Genomic DNA, 18,701 nt, shown 5'->3' with positions numbered 1-18,701 from the left:
CGGCCGTTCATTTCGCCGTTTGGCCGTCCCGCTATGCCCGAGAGGCATGCCCCTCTGCATACAAGGTCTTTGCCGCACCTTCCACAGAAACTTATAGTCGTTGCACCACCAAGGATCAAAAGTGGCGCTACGAAGAAGTTCGTCGGTTTGGAGCAGGGAAGGCTCCGCTTCTAAAAATGGTCCGGGCAAACACAAGAGTCAATCATCAACTGGATTAGCGACGCGGTGAATCGCGCACAAAACCTTAGGAAAAAACATGTCTAAGTTAGCTCAAAAAGTGGCACTCGTTACCGGTGGTTCACGCGGCATCGGTGCGGCAATCGCGAAACGTCTGGCGGCGGATGGAGCGAGCGTGGCCTTTACCTACGCGAAGGACGCCAGCGCGGCCTCGGCCGTGGTCAAAGAGATTGAACTCAAAGGCGGAAAGGCGATTGCGATCCAGGCGGACGCTACTGACGTCGAAGCTGTCGAGGCTGCTGTCGAGAAAGCTTTTGCGACATTCGGCCGGCTGGATGTGCTGGTGAACAATGCCGGCACGGCCATTCCGAAACCGTTCGAAGACACGACGCTGGAGGAGATGGATAGAGTGATCGACATCAACGTGCGCGGCGTATTCGCTACGACCAAGGCTGCGCTGAAGCACCTGAGTGATGGAGGCCGGATCATCATGATCGGTTCGGCGGTCGGCGAGCGTGCCATTGCGCCCGGACTGGTGCCCTACGCAGCCACGAAAGCAGCGGTCAGGATGTTCACACAGGCGCTTTCCAGAGAGGTGGGAGGCCGGGGCATCACGGTCAACAACGTCCAGCCGGGGCCGATCGATACAGACCTGAATCCCGCCTCAGGCGATTGGGCGGTGCCGCAGAAGGCCGCCACAGCACTCGGCCGCTACGGACGCGCCGAGGAGATCGCCGCAATGGTAGCGTTCGTCGCCGGCCCGGAGGCCTCATACATTACCGGGGCGAATCTTACGGTGGATGGCGGTATGAACGCGTGAGCCTGGGCACATATTCAGTCTGCGGATTTTAAGAAGGGCGACGTCCGTACAGACACTACGGGGAGTCGATCAGCTAGCGGAGCCTGCGCTCCATTGAAGACCCGCCATACATCCATCGTCCTTCAACGACGTGCAGAGAGTCGTAGAATATTGTTGTGGGTCGTTTTCCGGCGCCCTCCTCGACGCCGGACCGAGAAGGGTGACCTCGCCCGACGTGATCGACGATGCGAACCGGTGCTTGGCCGTCAGGAACTGGCGAGCCGCGTCTACGAAGTCGAGCCGGTCGACCTTGAGTTCAAGGAGACGACATGAACGCAGTGTGCCCGCTGCACGGGCCAACGAAAATCATCCGCACAAATGCGTACGGGTTTCCGGTCTACGCGTGCTGCTGCGACGACGTGACCTACGTAACGCCGCCGGACGCGTGTACGAGAGCGCCGACGCAACGCGGGCGTGACCCGCAACCCGAACAACCGAAGACGAGGAAAGAATGATCTGCCGGGCACCTGCCGCCGAGGTGGCGGCAGGCCAGACTTCAGCCAATAAGATCGGCACCTGTCGTCAGGACGATCTTTCCAAAGTGTGTGCCGGAATCGATCAGCTCGTGAGCGCCGCGAGCGTCGGCAAGCGCAAAGGTCTTGTAGACAACCGGCTTGATCTTGCCGCTCTCGATGTGCGGCCAAACCTGCCGCTCCAATTCGTTGATGATCGTCGCCTTGTCCGCGGATGTGCGCGACCGCAATGTCGAACCCATATGCGTGAGACGTTTCGTCATCATCGGCACGACGTTGAGATCCTTCGCCGGCCCCTTGATCACGCCCACCTGGAGGATCCGTCCGTCCATGGCCGCGGCGTCATAATTTCTGGCCACGTAGTCGCCGGCAATGATGTCGAGGATCACGTCAACGCCTTTTCCATCGGTAAATCGCTTTGTTTCGGCGACGAAATCGTCGTCGCGGTAATTTATCGCGAGATCCGCGCCTAGCGCCAGGCTGGCCTCCCGATGCGCCTGCGAGCCAACTGTCGTGATGATTTTCGCAGCGCCGAATGCCTTCGCCAGCATGGTCGCCGTGGTACCGATACCTGAAGCGCCGCCGTGGATCAACACCGATTCGCCGGCAACCAGCTTGCCGCGCTGGAACAGGTTCAGCCATACCGTCATCAACGTTTCGGGCATCGCCCCCGCTTCCACCAACGTCAGGCCTTTGGGGATAGGCATTGTGTTGCAGGCGTGCGCGACGGCATATTCCGCGTAGCCGCCGCCGGGAATCAATGCACACACCAGTTCGCCGACCCGGAATTGGGACACGTCGGCGCCCACGGCAACCACCTGACCTGCCACTTCCAGCCCTGGAATGTCCGAAGCGCCGGGGGGCGGATCATACAGCCCTTTGCGCTGGAAAACGTCTGGGCCGTTCACGGCAGCCGCGTGGATGCGGATCAGAACCTGATCGGCGTCCGGCGTCGGCACCGGGCGTGTGGTCGGCACCAGGACCTCAGGACCGCCAGGCTGTTTGATCTCAATGACCGTCATGGACGACGGCACGCGATAAGTTGAAGCAGACATGGATACCACTCCTTCTATGGGTGAGGCTCGACTGATCCGGGCGGATCGTTGAACGAGGAACTCTTGCGTTCAGTATAGGGCTCGACATTGATGAATATGCGCAGCATTATTCACACTGTGGGATGCAAATTTGCATCAGGAGGGCAGTACGATGAACTGGGATGACGCGCGTGTGTTTCTCGCGGTGGAGCGCGAAAAAACGCTCCGTGGAGCGGCGAGGACGCTCAATCTCGATCAGGCGACGGTCGGCAGACGGATTGCGGCACTGGAGCATGCCCTACGCGCCACGCTCTTCCTGCGCACCTCCGAGGGTTACGCGTTGACCGCCGCAGGCGAGGCCGCGCTGAGATCAGCGGAGAAAATGGAACAGTCCGCACACGAACTCGTCAGACGAACTCAAGGCACGGATACACGGCTTGCGGGGGACGTAAGAGTCACCAGCACCGACTCGATCGCGCTCGACTTCCTGCTTCCCGCCATCGAACGCCTGCATGCTGCGCATCCCGAAGTGCGCGTGCTGCTGGACACGTCGACGCGCATGCTGAATCTGGCAAAGCGTGAAGCGGATATCGCGGTCCGGTCGGTCAAGCCGGAAAATCCCGATCTTGTCGCGCGGCGCCTGGCTCGCTGGCCCATGGCGCTCTTTGCATCGAATACTTATCTCGAACAGCACGGCAAGCCCGCCACGGGCTCCGCATTCGCAGGCCACGATCTCGTCGTCTATCAGGGAAACTGGACCGGCAATCGCTCACCGACTCTTGCTGGCGAGCCGATACACGCGGGGCGCATCGTATCGACCTTCAATTCCAGCCTCATGTTGCGTACCGCGGTAAAGGCCGGCATCGGCATCGGTGAGCTTCCGATACATCTGGCTGAGCACGACGGCCTCGTGCAGATATGGCCGGAACCCCCACGTGGAGCGGTCTACGAAATCTGGCTCGTCACGCATCAAGACCTTCGGCATACCGCGCGCATCGCAGCAATGATCGACGGCATCGTCTCCGCGTTCGAAGAGCACACAACCCACAAGAAATAGTCACGCACGACCCGGCAGCGGTGATTGCGTGTCGCCCGCTATCGCGCGATCGTCCATCATTCGCACCGCGCGATCTGAATGCTCCTGCCTTTTGTCCGGTATTCATCTGCGTCTGCGGATATCCTGGATTACGCTATTCTTGCTACGCGACTTAAAGCGTGGCTGACTCACGGAGTCACAATTGCGCGGACTTACGTGCACCTCTTCTGCACGTGCCTGCCGACACCGAGCTAAAAAAATAACGGCTTGGTGAAGCGTTTCCCCATTTAATTACTTTGGCCAACGCCGAGGCTTTTTCGCATCTCAGGCGGGAATAGCCGACCGCATCGAGGGCCCCTCTTTCATTTATCGCTCGTTTCCGCAAACGGCGGCAGCCGGGAACCACTGCGGCGATTTTTAATTTCATTTGTTTGAATTAGGCGCCTCATTCCGCGAGGCAACAGGCTGCGGCGCGCTGTGATGTTACGCGCCTGACTGGGTGACAAGGAGATGACCATGAAGATCAGGCATCTAAGCATTCTGTCTGCAACCGCCGTTGCACTTCTCTTGCTCAGTGGCGCCGCGCAGGCCGACGACCACGGCGGCCCCCGCAGCCTTTGCTCGAACGCAACCCTCAGGGGACCGTATGGGTGCACCGGTCACGGAGAAATTCTTGGCTTGATAGGAGACCGGATAATGCGGTTCATCCGTTCGCCGCTACGTCGATCCTCGATGACGTCGCCTTGGTGACGTTCGACGGCACAGGTGGTTTTACGCGCACCGAGGTCTACGGCTTCCGCTAATCGCTTTCCGGATGATGGGTTCACGCTGGCTCGCTATGGCGCTTTCATGAGGGGCGCCAAGCCCGAGCCTGGGCGCAGGTTTTTCATCTTTAAAGCCTGCGCTTTCTCGGGATGATCCTGTTGCTTTCCCGAGCGATTTCAATGGCGGGTGGGATTGCCCATACACGCGACAGGAAAATCACGCCCGGTCTGCGTGTCTTTCTCGACTACTTCCGAACCCTCAATTTGCCCTTATGTCAATCGCGCACGGCGGCACGCTAAGCCTCGCTCCTGAACACAGATCTCTGACACCCGCTCCGAGAATGGCGTGCAAAATTTTCAGACCAGTCGCTTTTCAAACCAGTGATGGGCATACGGTTCCGCGCTGAACGCATCGACCTCAACGTATCCGGATTGCCGGTATAGCGAGATCGCCTCGCGCAGCGTTCGATTTGTCTCCAGGCGAATAATGCGCACTTTGGCCTGCCGAGCCCGTTTCTCCGCCTCGACGATCAACCGGCGGCCTACACCCATGCCGCGAGCGGAAGGGCTCACCCACATTCTTTTGAGCTCGGCCGGGGACGTCTTATGAAACTTCAACGCGACGCAGCCGATCGGGCTTCCATGGAGTCTCGCGACGATCAACGCGCCTTTCGGCGCCGTCAGTTCACGGGCATCCGCCGACAGGCTCATGGACGGGTCGAATCCTGCGTCAAAGCGCTCATCGAGTTCGCCGAAATATTGTTCGAAGCACCACCGTGCGTCATCGCTATCGGGCTCCTCAAGCGCAAAATTCACGAGAGATGCTTGTAGCAAACGCTCGACCTCAGACATGGCCGCGACCAGTCTGCGACGTTGCTCATCGCCGAGCGGTTCGAGCGCGCGTAAAGCGACCGCGTCAGAGAGGCGTTCGAGTTCAGCCCTCTCCGTGAGGCCCTCCTGAGTCAGGCAAGCCCGGCGCACCCGGCGGTCGCCCGGATGAGCGAGGACAGTGACAAGTTTTTGCCGTTCGAGAGAGGCCAACGTACGGCTGACATAGCCTGAATCAAGATTGAGCCGCGCGCGAAGAGCACGAATATCCGCACCTTCGACACCGATCTCCCATAGCAGGCGTGATTCACCCATCGGGCGGCCCCGTCCGAGGAAATGGTCATCGATAGCGCCAATGCTTTCGGCGACTATGCGGTTAAAGCTGCGGATCTGGAGAATGTCGGATGCGTCCATATCTCTGACTTTAGTCAGAGATATGGAATCCGTCAACATCAAGTTACCTGCGAAAGCGTCCCGCTAGCCATGCGGGTTCCAGACGGTCCGAACCCAAACAGAAATCGCATACTATTCAAATGATCACGCTCTGAGTGCCGCGCCACTGTCCGATCTCCGCCCGTTCATTCAGCGCCGGCAAAACAGGAGAACGCCGACAACTGCAACAACGGCGCATCATTCATACTCTGCACCTGCACCTGCACCTGCACCTGCACCTGCACCTGCACCTGCACCTGCACCAGAATCAGAAATGAACAGTCTTTCGTCAAGGAGGCGTCGATGCGAATCTTGATTCTCGGAGCAGGCGTGGTCGGTGTCACGAGCGCCTGGTATCTGGCGCGTGCCGGTCATGAGGTGGTGGTCGTCGATCGCCAACCCGCTGTTGCGCTCGAAACAAGCTTCGGCAACGCCGGCCAGATTTCACCGGGCTACGCGTCACCGTGGGCCGGGCCGGGCGTACCCGCCAAGGCCGTCAAATGGCTGCTGCAGAAGCATCCACCTCTGTCGCTCCAACCGGACGGCACCCTGTTTCAGATGCAATGGCTGACACAGATGCTGGCTAACTGTACAAAAAAGCGCTATGCCGTCAACAAGGCGCGCATGGTGCGGCTTGCCGAATATAGTCGCGACTGCTTCATGGCGCTGCGCAACGATACCCATATCACGTACGAAGGTCGCCAGCAGGGCACGCTGCAAGTCTTTCGCACGCAAAAACAAATGGACGGTACCGCCAAGGACATCGACGTTCTGAAGGAAATGGGGGTGTCTTATGAGTTGCTGTCACGCGACGAACTGGCTCGCGCCGAACCGGCGCTAGAGGGCTCAAAGAATAGACTCGTCGGAGGCCTGCGTTTGCCAGGCGATGAAACCGGCGACTGTCACGTGTTCACCACCAAACTGGCCGAGATGGCGCAAGCGCGCAACGTGCAGTTCCTGTTCCAGCGCGGCATCGATGGCCTGGTCGTCGAGGGCGGCACGCTAAAGGGCGTACATTCCAACGGCGAAACATTGACTGCGGACGCTTGTGTCGTGGCACTCGGCAGCTATTCCACTGCACTGCTGCGAGACCTGGTTAGCATTCCGGTCTATCCCGTCAAGGGCTATTCAATCACTGTGCCAATTACCAACGCTGCCCAGGCACCGGTCTCGACCATTCTCGACGAAACCTACAAAGTCGCGATCACCCGCTTCGAGGATCGAATTCGCGTGGGGGGCATGGCTAATCTGGTGGGCTTCGATAAGGAACTGCACGGCACCCGGCGCGAGACGCTGGAATATGTTGTCACCGACCTGTTCCCGCATGCAGGCGACGTGACGCAAGCCAGCTTCTGGACTGGCCTGCGGCCGATGACGCCAGACGGCACGCCGATTATCGGCCCGACCGCGATCAAGGGCTTATGGCTCAATACCGGCCACGGCACGCTGGGCTGGACCATGTCCTGCGGTTCGGGACAACTGCTGGCGGATTTGATGTCGGGCGCAACGCCGGCCATCAAATCCGACGATTTTGCGGTCAGTCGCTACAGCAACTAACTGGACGCTCGCACTAAAACCACGGGCCGGAGTCGCCCCCTCTGCGGTTCGGCCCGGATTCACCCCAAGGGCCGCTTCCAAAGCTCAACGTCATTCCTGTGCCCGTCTCAGTTGACGGGTGATTCGGTCGAACCCAGAAGCTCGGCACCAGCCGCATTTATCGGCGCGCGGAAAGCCACAACTCTCGCATTTCCGCCGGGTGTCCGCGGAATAACGATCCAAAACCTCCCTCAAACGCAGATTTACACTCGCCGCCAGAATCGGAAAGTCGATTCCGGATTTCTGGCACGAAATTTTTTCGGATTCCCAATCCTCTCTTTTCAACCCCGCTCTCCGGATTTTCCCGGCTATGCATATCACCGCGTTTGCGTTCATGAGAATCTAGTTTGTCGCTCAGGGGCGACTCTGCCGCTTCAACAGCGACAAACTTTTTTCTCATTTAACTACGGGGTTTGAAATGGACCGCATCGATTCAGTCGTTTTGTCGCAAAATACGGGTTATACGTCGTTCGGAGAACGCTTTAATCAGAGCACTGTAAAGAAAACGGAAAGGTTGCCGTTTACGATAAAGGTGGTAAGTAACCTGGCGGACCTCGACAAGGCCGTCGAGATGCGCCGCACCGCCTATCGGCGCCATTTGCCGGAATTCGCCGAGACCATGGGCGTCGAGGCGTTGGATGGAGCGCCCGGCACGGTCGTGCTGCTCGCGCAGTCGCGACTGGATGGCGGCCCGCTCGGCACCATGCGGGTCCAAACGAACGCATTCGGTCCGCTCGCCGTCGAACAATCGGTCCGCCTGCCGGATTGGTTGGGCGAGGCGCGTCTCGCCGAGGCGACCCGGCTCGGCGTCGCGCGCGGTGCGATCGGTCGGATGGTGAAGGTGGCGCTGTGCAAGGCATATTTCATGTATTGCGCGCAAAACGGGGTCGACTGGATGTTAATTACGGCACGTTCACCGCTCGATCGGGAATACGAAGCGATGCTGTTCGGCGATGTATACGGCCAGAACGAATTCCTGCCGATGGCGCACGTTGGCGGGTTGCCACATCGGGTGATGGCGAAACCGGTTGCATTGGTCCGTCAGCGCTGGGCGAAGGTCAACCATCCGTTCTTCGGATTCTTTTTTGAAACGGATCACCTCGACATCGACGTCAGCGTCGCATCAAAGCAGGGGGAAGACGGCCAAGGGACTGAGTGCGGCGGCCCGCCGAGCAAAGCCTCAGACCGTCTGCGGTCGCTGAGCGAAGCGTAAAGCAAGGTGTCCGCCTGGCGAAATCCGGGCGGACGAGAGATCGGCGGCGCTAGCACAGTCGTGCTTTCGCCGCTGACCATCGCAGCATCGCAATGAAATCGAGAATGAAGTCATTGGGAAAGGGCAGCAAATGACAAGCGTTAAGTGGACGTTTCGGGACCGACTGACCGGCTGGGCTTTCCAGCGGTTCTCCGTATACGTCGCGCCATTTGTGATCGTGCTGGGCAGCGTCGCAGTCATGCTCTGGGCGCCGCGCCAATTCGATACGACAGGAACGGTCACGCTCAGCTTTCCCGTGGTTGCGGATCCGTCGGCGTCACTGTCACCCGCCAATGCCATCGCCCGCCTGCGCGATACCGCGCCCACCGCACGTTTCAGCACTCATCTCGCGGAAACGCCATTCTGGTTCATGCTCACGGCACCTGAGCTCGCCAGTGGCGCCACCACGTTCATCGACCTGCCGTCGCGGCACGCCCAGACGCTATCCTGCTGGCGCACGGCCCCCGTCCTGACGCTGCTCGGCGCGGGCGACCGCCACGGCACGAGCGGCGAGATGAACTTCAACAAAGCCGGCTTCGCGCTCGGGCTCGGCGAGCACGCCGCCAATGCGCAAATCCTGTGCCGAGGCACCTTCTCCGGACCCGCGTATATCACCGCTTCCGCATCGAGCCCCGAGAAGCTCGAGATATCGACCCTCGACTTCCAACAGGCCGCATCGCTGATCACCGGCGGCCTGGTGACGCTCGCGATCTTCGTGTTTGTTACGGCAATCATCAATCGCGAATGGACTTACGTGATCTTTGCCGCCTGGCTCGTCGGCAACCTCCGGCTGAGCGCCAACGCAATGGGCTTCGATACCGAATGGATGGGCCGGCTCATCCCGCCCGACCATATCGCGCTTTTGCGGCAATTCACGTTCGCGGCCTACTACGTGCTGACCACGACACTCTTCGTGGAGCTGTTTCGCCGCGAGCTGAAAGCCATCGGCCTGCGCTGGAGCCTGCACGCCGTGCGATACGGCGGCTGCCTGCTGATGATCGCTGCCTTCACGCTGAATTACGCGCACTTCATTCCGGTGCTGTGGGCATGCGCCAGCTTCTGCATACTGGTGCTGACCTACTTCCTCATACAGTTGGTCATCAAGGCGCGCTCGCGCACCGTGCTCTGGTACGTCGCGTCAATGGCGATCGTGCTGTTCGCGACGCTGTCGCAAGTGCTCGCCGCCGCGCTCGGGGTGAAAGCGCTGGCGGGCGCGCTTAGCCCCGTGGTGACGGCGTTGTCGTCGAGCATGCTGTGTGCGTTCGCGATTGCGGAACGTATGCGCGAAGAGCGCGAGCGCCGCCGGCAAATGCAGGTCGAGCTGCGCAACACCTATGACGTCACGCCGATCGGCCTCTTCACGCTGAACGGGGAAAGCGCCTTCGTGCGCGCCAATCCTGCGCTGCACTCGATGCTGGGCCTGCCTCAACAGCACGACGGCTCGCATCGCTGGGCCGACTATTTCGCCCCGGGCGCCGAGCGTGTTCTTGCTGAACTTCTCGCGCGCGACGACTCGGCGTCGATCGAAATCGAAGGCGCGGCCGGCACGAAGACAGACGCGCGGCGCTACTCGCTGCGGGCGATTCGCGCGAAAGGCTTCATCGAAGGCTCGCTCGAGGACGTGACGGACCGCTCGAAAGCCGTGGAGCGGCTGCACTTTCTAGCCGAGCACGACCCCCTCACCGGTCTCCTGAACCGTCGCGGCATCGAGCATGCAATCGGCCGGCAACGCGGCGAAACCGGCCCGTGGGCACTCGCGTATCTCGATCTCGACCGCTTCAAGCTGTTCAACGACCTGTTCGGCCACGGAACCGGCGACGAAATATTACGGCACGTCGCCGCGCGCCTCGTCGAGCGTCTCGGCTCCCACGTGCCGATCGGGCGCATCGGTGGCGACGAATTCGTGTGCGTGCTCGCGAACACGGCTATCGACGATGCAATCGCGCGCTGCCGCGAACTCGTTCTGGCGTTGAACTCCGCACCATTTCATGTCGACACGCGAGCGTTCCAGGTCAGGGGATCGATCGGCGTAGTCGAGTGCTCGCAAGGTGAACGGGTGCTGGACGCCCTCGCCTATGCCGACCGCGCGTGTCGCGCCGCGAAACGCGGCGGCACTGCGCGGCTCGTCGCACTACGCAAGGGCGCGCCGGCGTTCGAGGAGCGCGCCGCCGAAATCAGCCTGATCGAGGCGCTGGGACAGAGCCGGCTGCCCGAAGGGTTGTTCCTCGTGATGCAACCGATCATGTCGATGCGCGCGCCCACAGAAGCACTCGACTTCGAAGTGCTGCTGCGTCTGCGCATGCCGGACGGATCGGTGGCGACCGCCGCGAAGCTGATCGCCGCCGCCGAGGACTCCGGCACCATCATCGCGATCGACCGCTGGGTGCTCTCGACGACGCTCGCATGGCTCAGAGAGAACCGCGCGTCGCTCCCCAACACTTGCTTCGTGTGCGTGAACCTGAGTGGCGGCTCGCTCAACGACGAACACTTCCTCGACGAACTGTTCACGCTGTTCTCGCGTCACGAGGACGTCGTTCATTACCTGTGCATTGAAATCACCGAAAGCGTCGCTCTGCACGATCTCGAACATACGGATCGCTTTATCGCGCGCGTGCACGACATGGGCGCAAAAATCGCGATCGACGATTTCGGCGCGGGTCAAACGTCGTTGCGTTACCTGAAGAAGCTGTCGGCCGATGCACTGAAGATCGACGGCGAGTTTGTGCGCACGATGTGCAACCATCCGGCCGACATTGCGATCGTCGAGGCGATCATTACCCTCGCACGCAATCTCGGCATGCGCAGCATCGCCGAATGGGTCGAAGACCTCGAGACCTTGCGCGCGCTGAAGGAATTGGGCGTCGACTATGTGCAGGGCTTCGCGATCGCGAAACCGCAAGAGGCCAGGGACATTCTCGCGGCCTCCTCCGCCGCGAGCTTCGTGACGAGCCCCGAGGTCGCACGCTACCTGAAAGCACAACAGACGCTGCACCGCGGCGCTGACGACCAGCGCATGGAGCGCGAAAGCGCGGTCTGACGCGGCTCGCCGCGCCCCGGCCGCCGACGCCAAACTTGCCGGGTTCGTTAAAACACTCGCAATGGTTTTCGGCGTTGCGCAAAAGCGGCTACTTGTACAACTCCGACTCCGCCATCAGGGCCGGCGTACCAATAACCTCATTGATGCCATCGAAATCGAGCATCCGGTCTCGCCACGGCGCGGTCGTCCCGTGGGCATGCAGGCAGCCATAATAGCCCTGTAACGTATGCGTCACCGCGCGCGCCGTGCCGCCAGGAAAGATCACGATACGAAAGCCCAGTTGCGTGAGCGTCCGTGCATTCTGTATCGGTGTCTTGCCGCCCTCGACCATATTCGCAAGCAGCGGCACGCGGCCAGCGAAGCGCTCGCACACGGTCTCCATCTGCTCGAGTGAGCGCAACGCCTCAATGAACAACGCGTCCGCGCCCGCTTCCAGATAACGCTCGGCACGCTCGAGCGCAGCGTCCAGCCCTTCGACAGCCGCCGCGTCGGTGCGCGCGAGAATCAGCGTATTGGCGCTCACCCTTGCATCCACGGCCGCCCGCAGTTTGCCGCACATTTCGCCTGCGGGAATCACCGATTTGCCATCGAGATGCCCGCAGCGCTTCGGGAATGTCTGATCTTCGAGCTGGATCATCGCAGCGCCGGCGCGCTCGAAGCCGCGCACCGTGCGCTTGACGTTCAGCGCATTGCCGAAGCCAGTATCGGCATCGACGATCACCGGCAACGCGACACGCTCGGTGATGCGCGCGAGCGTATCTTCGACTTCGGGAAACGTCGTCAAGCCGACATCGGAACGCCCTAACCGCGTGTACGCAATCGAAGCCCCGGACAGATACAACCCTTCGAAACCAGCCTGTTGCGCGACCAGCGCGCTCAACGCATCGAAGACGCCAGGCGCGAGCAAGGCACCTTGGGCGAGAAGTGTCTTCAGTGGTTTGATTTCGGTCGCCATGATTTTTATTCCTGCAGTTCAAAAAGGCAAAAAGGCCGATTGCGCGCGACCACGCGCGCGCAACGTGGCGCACTTACGTTGCGAGGCGATCCGCGAAGGCGTCGCAGGTCGTCAATTCGCCGATCGTGCGCAGATCGGCGAGCGCCGTGTCGTGCGCGGCTTGCGTCGATGCCGCGCAGCCATCGCCCAGCACCAGCACGCGATAGTCGCGCATGTGCGCGTCGCGCGCGGTGCTCGCCACGCCGCCATTAGTGACGATGCCGCAAATCGCCACGGTGTCGATACGCGCGCGGCGCAGCACCCAGTCGAGCTGCGTGTTGAAGAAGGCCGAATAGGCGACCTTCCAAACCGACACGTCGATGAAAGGCTCAAGTGCGGAGACCGTCGCCTGACCGCGCGAGCCGGCGACAAAATCCCCACGACGCAAAAATGGACGCAGTTGCTTCAGATGCGGCGAAATCATCGGCTCGCCGTCAGCATCCGGCCACAACGTAAACTGGCTGGCCGCGATAAAACCGCCTCGCTGCTTCAACGTGCGCGCCACGGGCGCAATGCGCGGCGGTAACGCGCGCGCAGCATTCGAAGCCGCGCCGCCGCGATCGTAGGCACCGCCTTCGCTCAGAAAGTCGTTCTGCAGATCGACGATGATGAGCGCGGTATGACGCGCGTCCAGGGTCGTGTCGGTCGACATGTGCGGCTCCTTAGTCCGGCTTGCGTGTGATCAACAGATTGCCGAGCGCATCGACGCGCCCGCTGAATCCGGGTTCGAGCCAGATCGTCGTATCCCCCTGCTCGAGAATCGCGGGACCGTCGACCGTTGCATCCACCGGCAGATCGAGGCGTGCAAAGCGCGTTGCGTCCCACCATTTCCCCGCGTGGAAAACGGCTTGCGTACCGAGCGATGGCGGCATCGCCATGGCTTTCGGCGCGAGCACCGCCAGATCGAACTTGGGCCGCACACCGATACGCGCATAACGCAGGTTCAGGATGCGCACCGCGATGCCGCTCAGCGCGCGCCCATAGGCCGCGCGATAGGCCGCTTCGAAAGCCGCGCCGATGTCGGCGCGTTCCAGCGCATCGCGCGGCACTTCCACACGCACCGTATGGCTTTGCCCGACGTAGAGCATGTCGAGTTCGATACTTTCGCGCACCGCTTCGAACGCGACACCGGCGGAGTCGAGCCGCGCCTGGCACGCGTCGGCCATGCCGGCGACGCGCGCGCGCAAGTCTTCGACATCGAGATCGGCGAGCGCGCGATTGAGCGTCTGCACCGCGTCGTGCCGCATGTCGGCGATCACGCAGCCGATGGCCGACGTCACGCCGGGGAAGCGCGGCACGATGCCCGTCGTGGTGCCGACTTCGCGCATCATCGCGCACACATGCAACGCGCCACCGCCGCCGAACGGCATGTACGCGAACTCGCGTGGATCGTGGCCACGCTCGATCGACACCAGCCGGATCGCGCCCGCCATCTTCGCATTGGCGACCGTCAGGATCGCCTCGGCCGCCGCGTGGGCATTCAGCCCGAGCGGCGCGCCGACGTGCTCGCTGATCGCCTCGTGCGCCTTGCCGACGTCCATCTGTGCCAGCAGGCCGCCGCCCAAAGGACGATCCGCCGCGATGCGTCCGAGCAGCACGTTGGCATCGGTCACCGTTGGGCGCAGATTGCCGCGTCCGTAGCACGCCGGCCCCGGCACGCTACCCGCCGATTCGGGACCGACCTGCAGCAGGCCGCCCGCATCGACCGACGCGATCGAGCCGCCGCCCGCGCCGATCGTCTCGATCTGGATCATCGGCGCGCGCACCACCATGCCGAAGTCGATCGACGTCTGCGCGGACAACGATGCTTCGCCGTTCGCCACCAGCGACACATCGAACGACGTGCCGCCCATGTCGCCCGTCACGAGGTTCGGATAGCCCGCCGCACGCCCGATTGCGGCGCACGCGATCACACCCGCAGCCGGACCCGACAGCGCCGTGCGCACCGGCACGTCGCACGCGGTCTGGCGCGACATGATGCCGCCGTTGCTCTGCACGACCAGCAGTTCGCCGCGAAAACCATGCGCCTTCAGATCGCCTTCGAGGCGCGTCAGATAGCCGCCCACCACCGGCTGCAACGCGGCGTTCAACGTGGCTGTCGAGCATCGTTCGAATTCGCGGATTTCGGGCAGCACCTCGGTTGCCGCCGTCACGTTCGCGTTCGGCCAGATCACGCGCACCGCCTCGACGGCTTGCGCTTCGTTGAGCGGATTCGCGTAGGCATTGATAAAGAAGACGCACACCGCTTCGCAGCCGCGTTCGAGCAGATCGCGCGCCGCCGCCCGCACCTGCGCGAGATCCACCGGCGTGTGCAAGGCGCCGTCGGCCAACACGCGTTCGTTCACTTCGAGGCGAAGATCGCGCGGCACCACCGGCTCAAAGCTGCCGCGCAAGCCCCAGGTGCGCGGGCGGTCGCGGCGGCGCATTTCGAGCACGTCGCGAAAGCCTGCCGTCGTAATGATGCCCGTGCGCGCCACCTTGCGTTCGAGCAAGGCGTTCGTGCCGACCGTGGTGCCGTGCACGATCGTCGCGATCGCGCCGGCGCCGTGTTCGCCTGCGTCGTCGCCCGGCGCACCGATGCGTTCGATGCCGTTCATGAAGCCGCGCGCTTCCTCGCCCCGTGTGGACGGCACCTTGACGACGCGCGCCGTGCCCGCCTTTTCGTCGAGCACGAACAGATCGGTGAACGTGCCCCCCACGTCGACACCGACGACGATTGAACCGTGTGCAGCCGCCTTCATACCTGTTGCTCCTTCCGAGCTGTCGTCACATAACCCATTGCCGAATCGCGCTTGCGGGCGGCATCGTCACGCCCGGACGGCGCGCCGTAACCGCCGCCGCCTGGCGTTTCGAGCCGCACCCGTTCGCCGCGCTTCAGGCGAATGCCGAGCATCTTCGACGCCATCGGCGGCGTGTGCCATGCACCGTTCTGCTGATAACGGAACACGTTGGGCACGGACGCCTCGCCGCCCGCGATACCTTGCGGAGCCGAGCGTCCGCGTTCGCCGAAAATGAACGCTTCGGCCTCATGTTCGAGCAGTTCGATTTCGTAGATCGCGCCGAGACCGCCGCGATAGGTGCCGTCGCCGCCCGAGTCGGGACGCAATGCCCACTGCGTGAAACGCACCGGATACGCGGCTTCGAGAATCTCGAGCGGCGGAATGGTCGCCGTCGAGATCGGCGCATTGCCGTGACTCAGACCGTCGCCTTGCGAATGGCCGCCATGGCCGCCACCGAAGAAACTGAACATCACCCACCGCTGGCCCTTGCGCGCGCCCTCGCTGCGATGCCCGGCGATCGACAGCGCGTTGATGGTGCCGTACGCCTGGGCCATTGCCAGTTCCGGCGCGGCCTGCGCCATCGCGCAGAAGATCACGTCGATCATGCGCAGGATCGTTTCGGTGTAGCCGCCGACGGGGCGCGGCCGGTCCGCCGAGATCAGCAGCCCGTCCGGCAGCACGAACGACACGGCGTCCAGTACGCCGGCATTGGCGGGCACGTCGGGAAAGAGATGCTTGAGCGCGACATAGCACGCGGCAATCGCCGTGGCGCGCGAAATGTTCACCGGCCCGGCGCAGGCAGGCGACGTGCCGGTGAAGTCGAGCGTCAACGTGTCGCCCGCCACGCGCATGCGCAACGCGATCTTCAGCGGCTCGTCGCGCACGCCGTCGTTGTCGAGCATGTCGTCGAACGCGTAGTCGCCGTCCGGCAGCGCCGCCACGTGCGAGCGCATCAGCTTGACGGCGCGCTCGCGCAGCAGTGCGAGCGCTTCGAGCACGGTAGCGTCGCTGTAGTCGTCGAGCAAGCTGCCCAGGCGACGCGCGCCCAGTTCGAGCGCCGCGAGCTGGCCGTTGAGGTCGCCCCACAGGCTGTCGGGCAGGCGCGTGTTGGCCTGCAGGATGGCGAGCACGTCGGCATCGAGTTCGCCGCGCCGCACGATACGCACGGGCGGAATCTGCACGGCTTCCTGCCAGCATTCGGTGGCGGCGGGATTGTAATTGCCGGGCACCGCGCCGCCGACATCGTGCCAGTGCGCGGCCGACGCCAGGAAGCAAAACAGCTTGCCGTCGCGAAACACGGGCCGCACGAGCTTGAAGTCGTTGGCGTGCGTGCCGCCTTCATACGGGTCGTTGAACAACCAGACGTCGCCATCGACCATGCCGCCGCGCTCGCCCGCGACGCGGATCGCCGCCCGCACCGCGAACGCCATCGCGCCGACGAACACGGGCAGGCCGGACTTGCCCTGCACCAGCGTCGCGCCCGACAACGCGTCGTAGATGCCGTGACAGGCGTCGTGCGCTTCCGCGATGATCGGATTGAACGCGCTGCGGTAGAGCGTCGCGTCCATTTCGTCGGCGATCTGTTCCAGCCGCCCTTTGAGGACCGCCAGCGTGACGGGATCTAGCATGAGGTGCCTCCGTTGGATGTGGGGTAACGCTGCTTGAGCAGGTTGAGCAGACCGCCCGCCTCCACCATGTCGAGCAGAAACGCGGGCACCGGCTCGCACGTCAGTTCGACGCCATCGGCGCGGCGGATGCGGCCCGCGCGCGGGTCGATCGCGATCTGCTCGCCTTCGTCGATGGATCCGGCGTCAGCACATGTGAGCAGCAACAGGCCGACGTTGAACGCGTTGCGGAAATAGAGTCCGTTGAATGCCGGCGCGATCACGGCCCGCACGCCGAGCCGCACCAGCGCGGCCGCCGCCTGTTCGCGCGACGAGCCGATGCCGAAGTTCGGCCCGGCCACGAGCACGTCGCCCGGCTGCACGCCCGCCGCGAAGTCGGGGCGCGCAATCTCCAGACAGTGTCGCGCGATTTCGTCGATGCCGAATTTCATGTACGCGCCGGGCGCGAGCGCATCGGTATCGATATCCGCGCCGACGCGCCAGACGCGATGCGCAGCGGACGTCTCTCCATGCACGGTTTGCGGCGGGTTGGTCGGACGTTCGCTCATGCCAGCACCTCGCGCGGATCGGTAATGCGCCCGCGCAACGCAGACGCCGCGACGGTATAAGGCGAGCCCAGATAGACCCGCGCCGACGCCGCGCCCATGCGTCCCTTGAAGTTGCGCGCGGTACTCGAAATCACCGTGCTGTTTTCGGGGATCGAACCGCCGTAACCGGCGCACGCGCCGCACGTGGTCGCCAGCAGTTGGGCGCCCGCCTGTTCCAGCACGGCCATCACGCCTTCGCGCGCGGCCTGCTCCCGATCGCGCACGCTTGCGGGAGCGACAACGAGTTGCACGCCGCTCGCGATGCGATGACCGCGCAGCACGCTCGCCGCCGCCCGCAAGTCCTCCAGCTTCGCGCCCGTGCAAGCGCCGATATAGGCGACGTCGACGGCCACCTCGCCGTATGCGCCAACGTCACGCGTATTCGCCGGGCTGTGCGGCGCGGCCACCTGAGGCGCGAGCCGCGCGGCATCGAAATCGTGCGTCTCGGCCTGCGCTTGCGGATCGCCTTGCCAGCGGGCGAGGTCGATGTCGTCCTGCACGCCGGCAGCGCGCAAATAGTCGGCCGTCACCGAATCCGGCGCAATCAGGCCGACTTGCGCACCGAGTTCCGCACTCATGTTCGACAACGTCATGCGCTCCTGCATCGACAGCGCCGTCACGGCCTCGCCGCAAAATTCGACGGCCTGGTAGCGGCCGCCATTCATGCCGAAGCGGCCGATCATATGCAGCATCATGTCTTTCGCCGTGACGCCCTGCGCGAGGCGCTGCCGCCAGTTCATCCGCAGCGTGCGCGGCACCTTGACCCAGATTTGCCCCGACACCGCGACGCCGAGCATCTCGGTGCTGCCGATGCCGAACATGTACGCGCCGAATGCGCCGCCCGTCGGCGAATGCGAGTCGCCGCCGACGCAGAACATGCCCGGCCGCAGGTGGCCGCGTTCCGGCAAGACGACGTGGCAGATGCCGACGCCGTCGTAGACGTTCGGCAGCTGCTGCGCCACCGCCCAATCGCGCGCGATGTGCACGATGCGGCGCGATTCATCGTCGGTCTCGGGTACATAGTGGTCGATCACGAGCACGACTTTCGACTTGTCCCACAACGACGCGCCGAGTTGCTCGAGCATGGGTTTCAGGCGCCGCGGACCGCTCGAATCATGAAACATGGCGAGATCCACGTTGCAGGTGACGATTTCCCCGACTTCCACTTCCGGCCGCCCGCAGGCCGCCGCAATCAGTTTTTGTGCAAGCGTTTGTGCTACTGGCATT

At 62.9% G+C, this 18,701-nt stretch carries 14 protein-coding genes; 5 read left to right on the top strand and 9 right to left on the bottom strand.

Features of this window, described 5'->3' with window-relative positions; genetic code table 11:
* The first annotated feature begins 256 nt into the window (after nucleotides 1-256).
* Nucleotides 257-997, top strand: coding sequence for an SDR family NAD(P)-dependent oxidoreductase (locus tag ACQKRQ_RS01780; protein ID WP_132378365.1), 741 nt, complete (start codon nucleotides 257-259; stop codon nucleotides 995-997).
* Between the two features lie 535 nt (nucleotides 998-1,532).
* Here ACQKRQ_RS01780 and ACQKRQ_RS01775 read toward each other — a convergent pair.
* A complete protein-coding gene (locus ACQKRQ_RS01775) occupies nucleotides 1,533-2,564 on the bottom strand; it encodes an NAD(P)H-quinone oxidoreductase (RefSeq protein ID WP_427474816.1) in 1,032 nt (343 codons plus the stop codon).
* Between the two features lie 151 nt (nucleotides 2,565-2,715).
* On the opposite strand from ACQKRQ_RS01775, the gene ACQKRQ_RS01770 reads away from it, so the two are divergent.
* Nucleotides 2,716-3,600 (top strand): LysR family transcriptional regulator, encoded by an 885-nt coding sequence (locus ACQKRQ_RS01770; RefSeq protein WP_427474815.1) that lies wholly within the window; start codon nucleotides 2,716-2,718, stop codon nucleotides 3,598-3,600.
* Nucleotides 3,601-4,700: 1,100 nt separating this feature from the next.
* On the opposite strand, the gene ACQKRQ_RS01765 is transcribed toward ACQKRQ_RS01770, so the two are convergent.
* Entirely contained in the window at nucleotides 4,701-5,585 is an 885-nt protein-coding gene (locus tag ACQKRQ_RS01765) for a bifunctional helix-turn-helix transcriptional regulator/GNAT family N-acetyltransferase (protein ID WP_427474814.1), read from the bottom strand.
* A 164-nt stretch (nucleotides 5,586-5,749) separates the two neighbouring features.
* A complete protein-coding gene (locus ACQKRQ_RS01760; protein ID WP_427474813.1) occupies nucleotides 5,750-5,896 on the bottom strand; it encodes a hypothetical protein in 147 nt (48 codons plus the stop codon).
* 10 nt (nucleotides 5,897-5,906) lie between these two features.
* Here ACQKRQ_RS01760 and ACQKRQ_RS01755 point away from each other — a divergent pair, with 10 nt between their 5' ends.
* From ACQKRQ_RS01755 to ACQKRQ_RS01745, 3 genes are all read left to right on the top strand, one after another.
* Nucleotides 5,907-7,160, top strand: a complete 1,254-nt coding sequence (locus ACQKRQ_RS01755) for a D-amino acid dehydrogenase (RefSeq protein ID WP_427474812.1) — start codon at nucleotides 5,907-5,909, stop codon at nucleotides 7,158-7,160.
* Nucleotides 7,161-7,617: 457 nt separating this feature from the next.
* Complete coding sequence (locus ACQKRQ_RS01750; protein ID WP_427474811.1) at nucleotides 7,618-8,412, top strand: N-acyl amino acid synthase FeeM domain-containing protein; 795 nt, start codon at nucleotides 7,618-7,620, stop codon at nucleotides 8,410-8,412.
* Between the two features lie 130 nt (nucleotides 8,413-8,542).
* Nucleotides 8,543-11,488: a putative bifunctional diguanylate cyclase/phosphodiesterase gene (locus tag ACQKRQ_RS01745; RefSeq protein ID WP_427474810.1), complete on the top strand. Its 2,946-nt coding sequence runs from the start codon at nucleotides 8,543-8,545 to the stop codon at nucleotides 11,486-11,488.
* A gap of 88 nt (nucleotides 11,489-11,576) precedes the next feature.
* Here ACQKRQ_RS01745 and ACQKRQ_RS01740 read toward each other — a convergent pair whose 3' ends face one another.
* From ACQKRQ_RS01740 to ACQKRQ_RS01715, 6 genes are all read right to left on the bottom strand, one after another.
* Nucleotides 11,577-12,443: an isocitrate lyase/PEP mutase family protein gene (locus tag ACQKRQ_RS01740; protein ID WP_132378373.1), complete on the bottom strand. Its 867-nt coding sequence runs from the start codon at nucleotides 12,441-12,443 to the stop codon at nucleotides 11,577-11,579.
* A gap of 73 nt (nucleotides 12,444-12,516) precedes the next feature.
* Nucleotides 12,517-13,134, bottom strand: a complete 618-nt coding sequence (locus tag ACQKRQ_RS01735; RefSeq protein WP_427474809.1) for a cysteine hydrolase family protein — start codon at nucleotides 13,132-13,134, stop codon at nucleotides 12,517-12,519.
* Nucleotides 13,135-13,144: 10 nt separating this feature from the next.
* Nucleotides 13,145-15,223: a hydantoinase/oxoprolinase family protein gene (locus ACQKRQ_RS01730; protein ID WP_427474808.1), complete on the bottom strand. Its 2,079-nt coding sequence runs from the start codon at nucleotides 15,221-15,223 to the stop codon at nucleotides 13,145-13,147.
* Nucleotides 15,220-16,890 (bottom strand): hydantoinase B/oxoprolinase family protein, encoded by a 1,671-nt coding sequence (locus ACQKRQ_RS01725; RefSeq protein WP_427474807.1) that lies wholly within the window; start codon nucleotides 16,888-16,890, stop codon nucleotides 15,220-15,222. The genes ACQKRQ_RS01730 and ACQKRQ_RS01725 overlap by 4 nt, the downstream gene beginning before the upstream one ends.
* Nucleotides 16,884-17,435 (bottom strand): 3-isopropylmalate dehydratase, encoded by a 552-nt coding sequence (locus tag ACQKRQ_RS01720; protein ID WP_427474806.1) that lies wholly within the window; start codon nucleotides 17,433-17,435, stop codon nucleotides 16,884-16,886. Before ACQKRQ_RS01720 ends, ACQKRQ_RS01725 begins: the two co-directional genes overlap by 7 nt.
* Nucleotides 17,432-18,700 carry a 3-isopropylmalate dehydratase large subunit gene (locus ACQKRQ_RS01715; RefSeq protein ID WP_427474805.1) on the bottom strand — a complete coding sequence of 423 codons (1,269 nt, stop codon included), beginning with the start codon at nucleotides 18,698-18,700 and terminating at the stop codon, nucleotides 17,432-17,434. Before ACQKRQ_RS01715 ends, ACQKRQ_RS01720 begins: the two co-directional genes overlap by 4 nt.
* Nucleotide 18,701: the final 1 nt, after the last annotated feature.

It is taken from the genome of Paraburkholderia sp. NPDC080076 (genome assembly GCF_050281145.1).
In the GTDB taxonomy this organism is placed as follows: domain Bacteria; phylum Pseudomonadota; class Gammaproteobacteria; order Burkholderiales; family Burkholderiaceae; genus Paraburkholderia.
The sequence above is the reverse complement of the archived record's forward strand: the minus strand, read 5'-3'. Positions and strand labels throughout refer to the sequence as shown.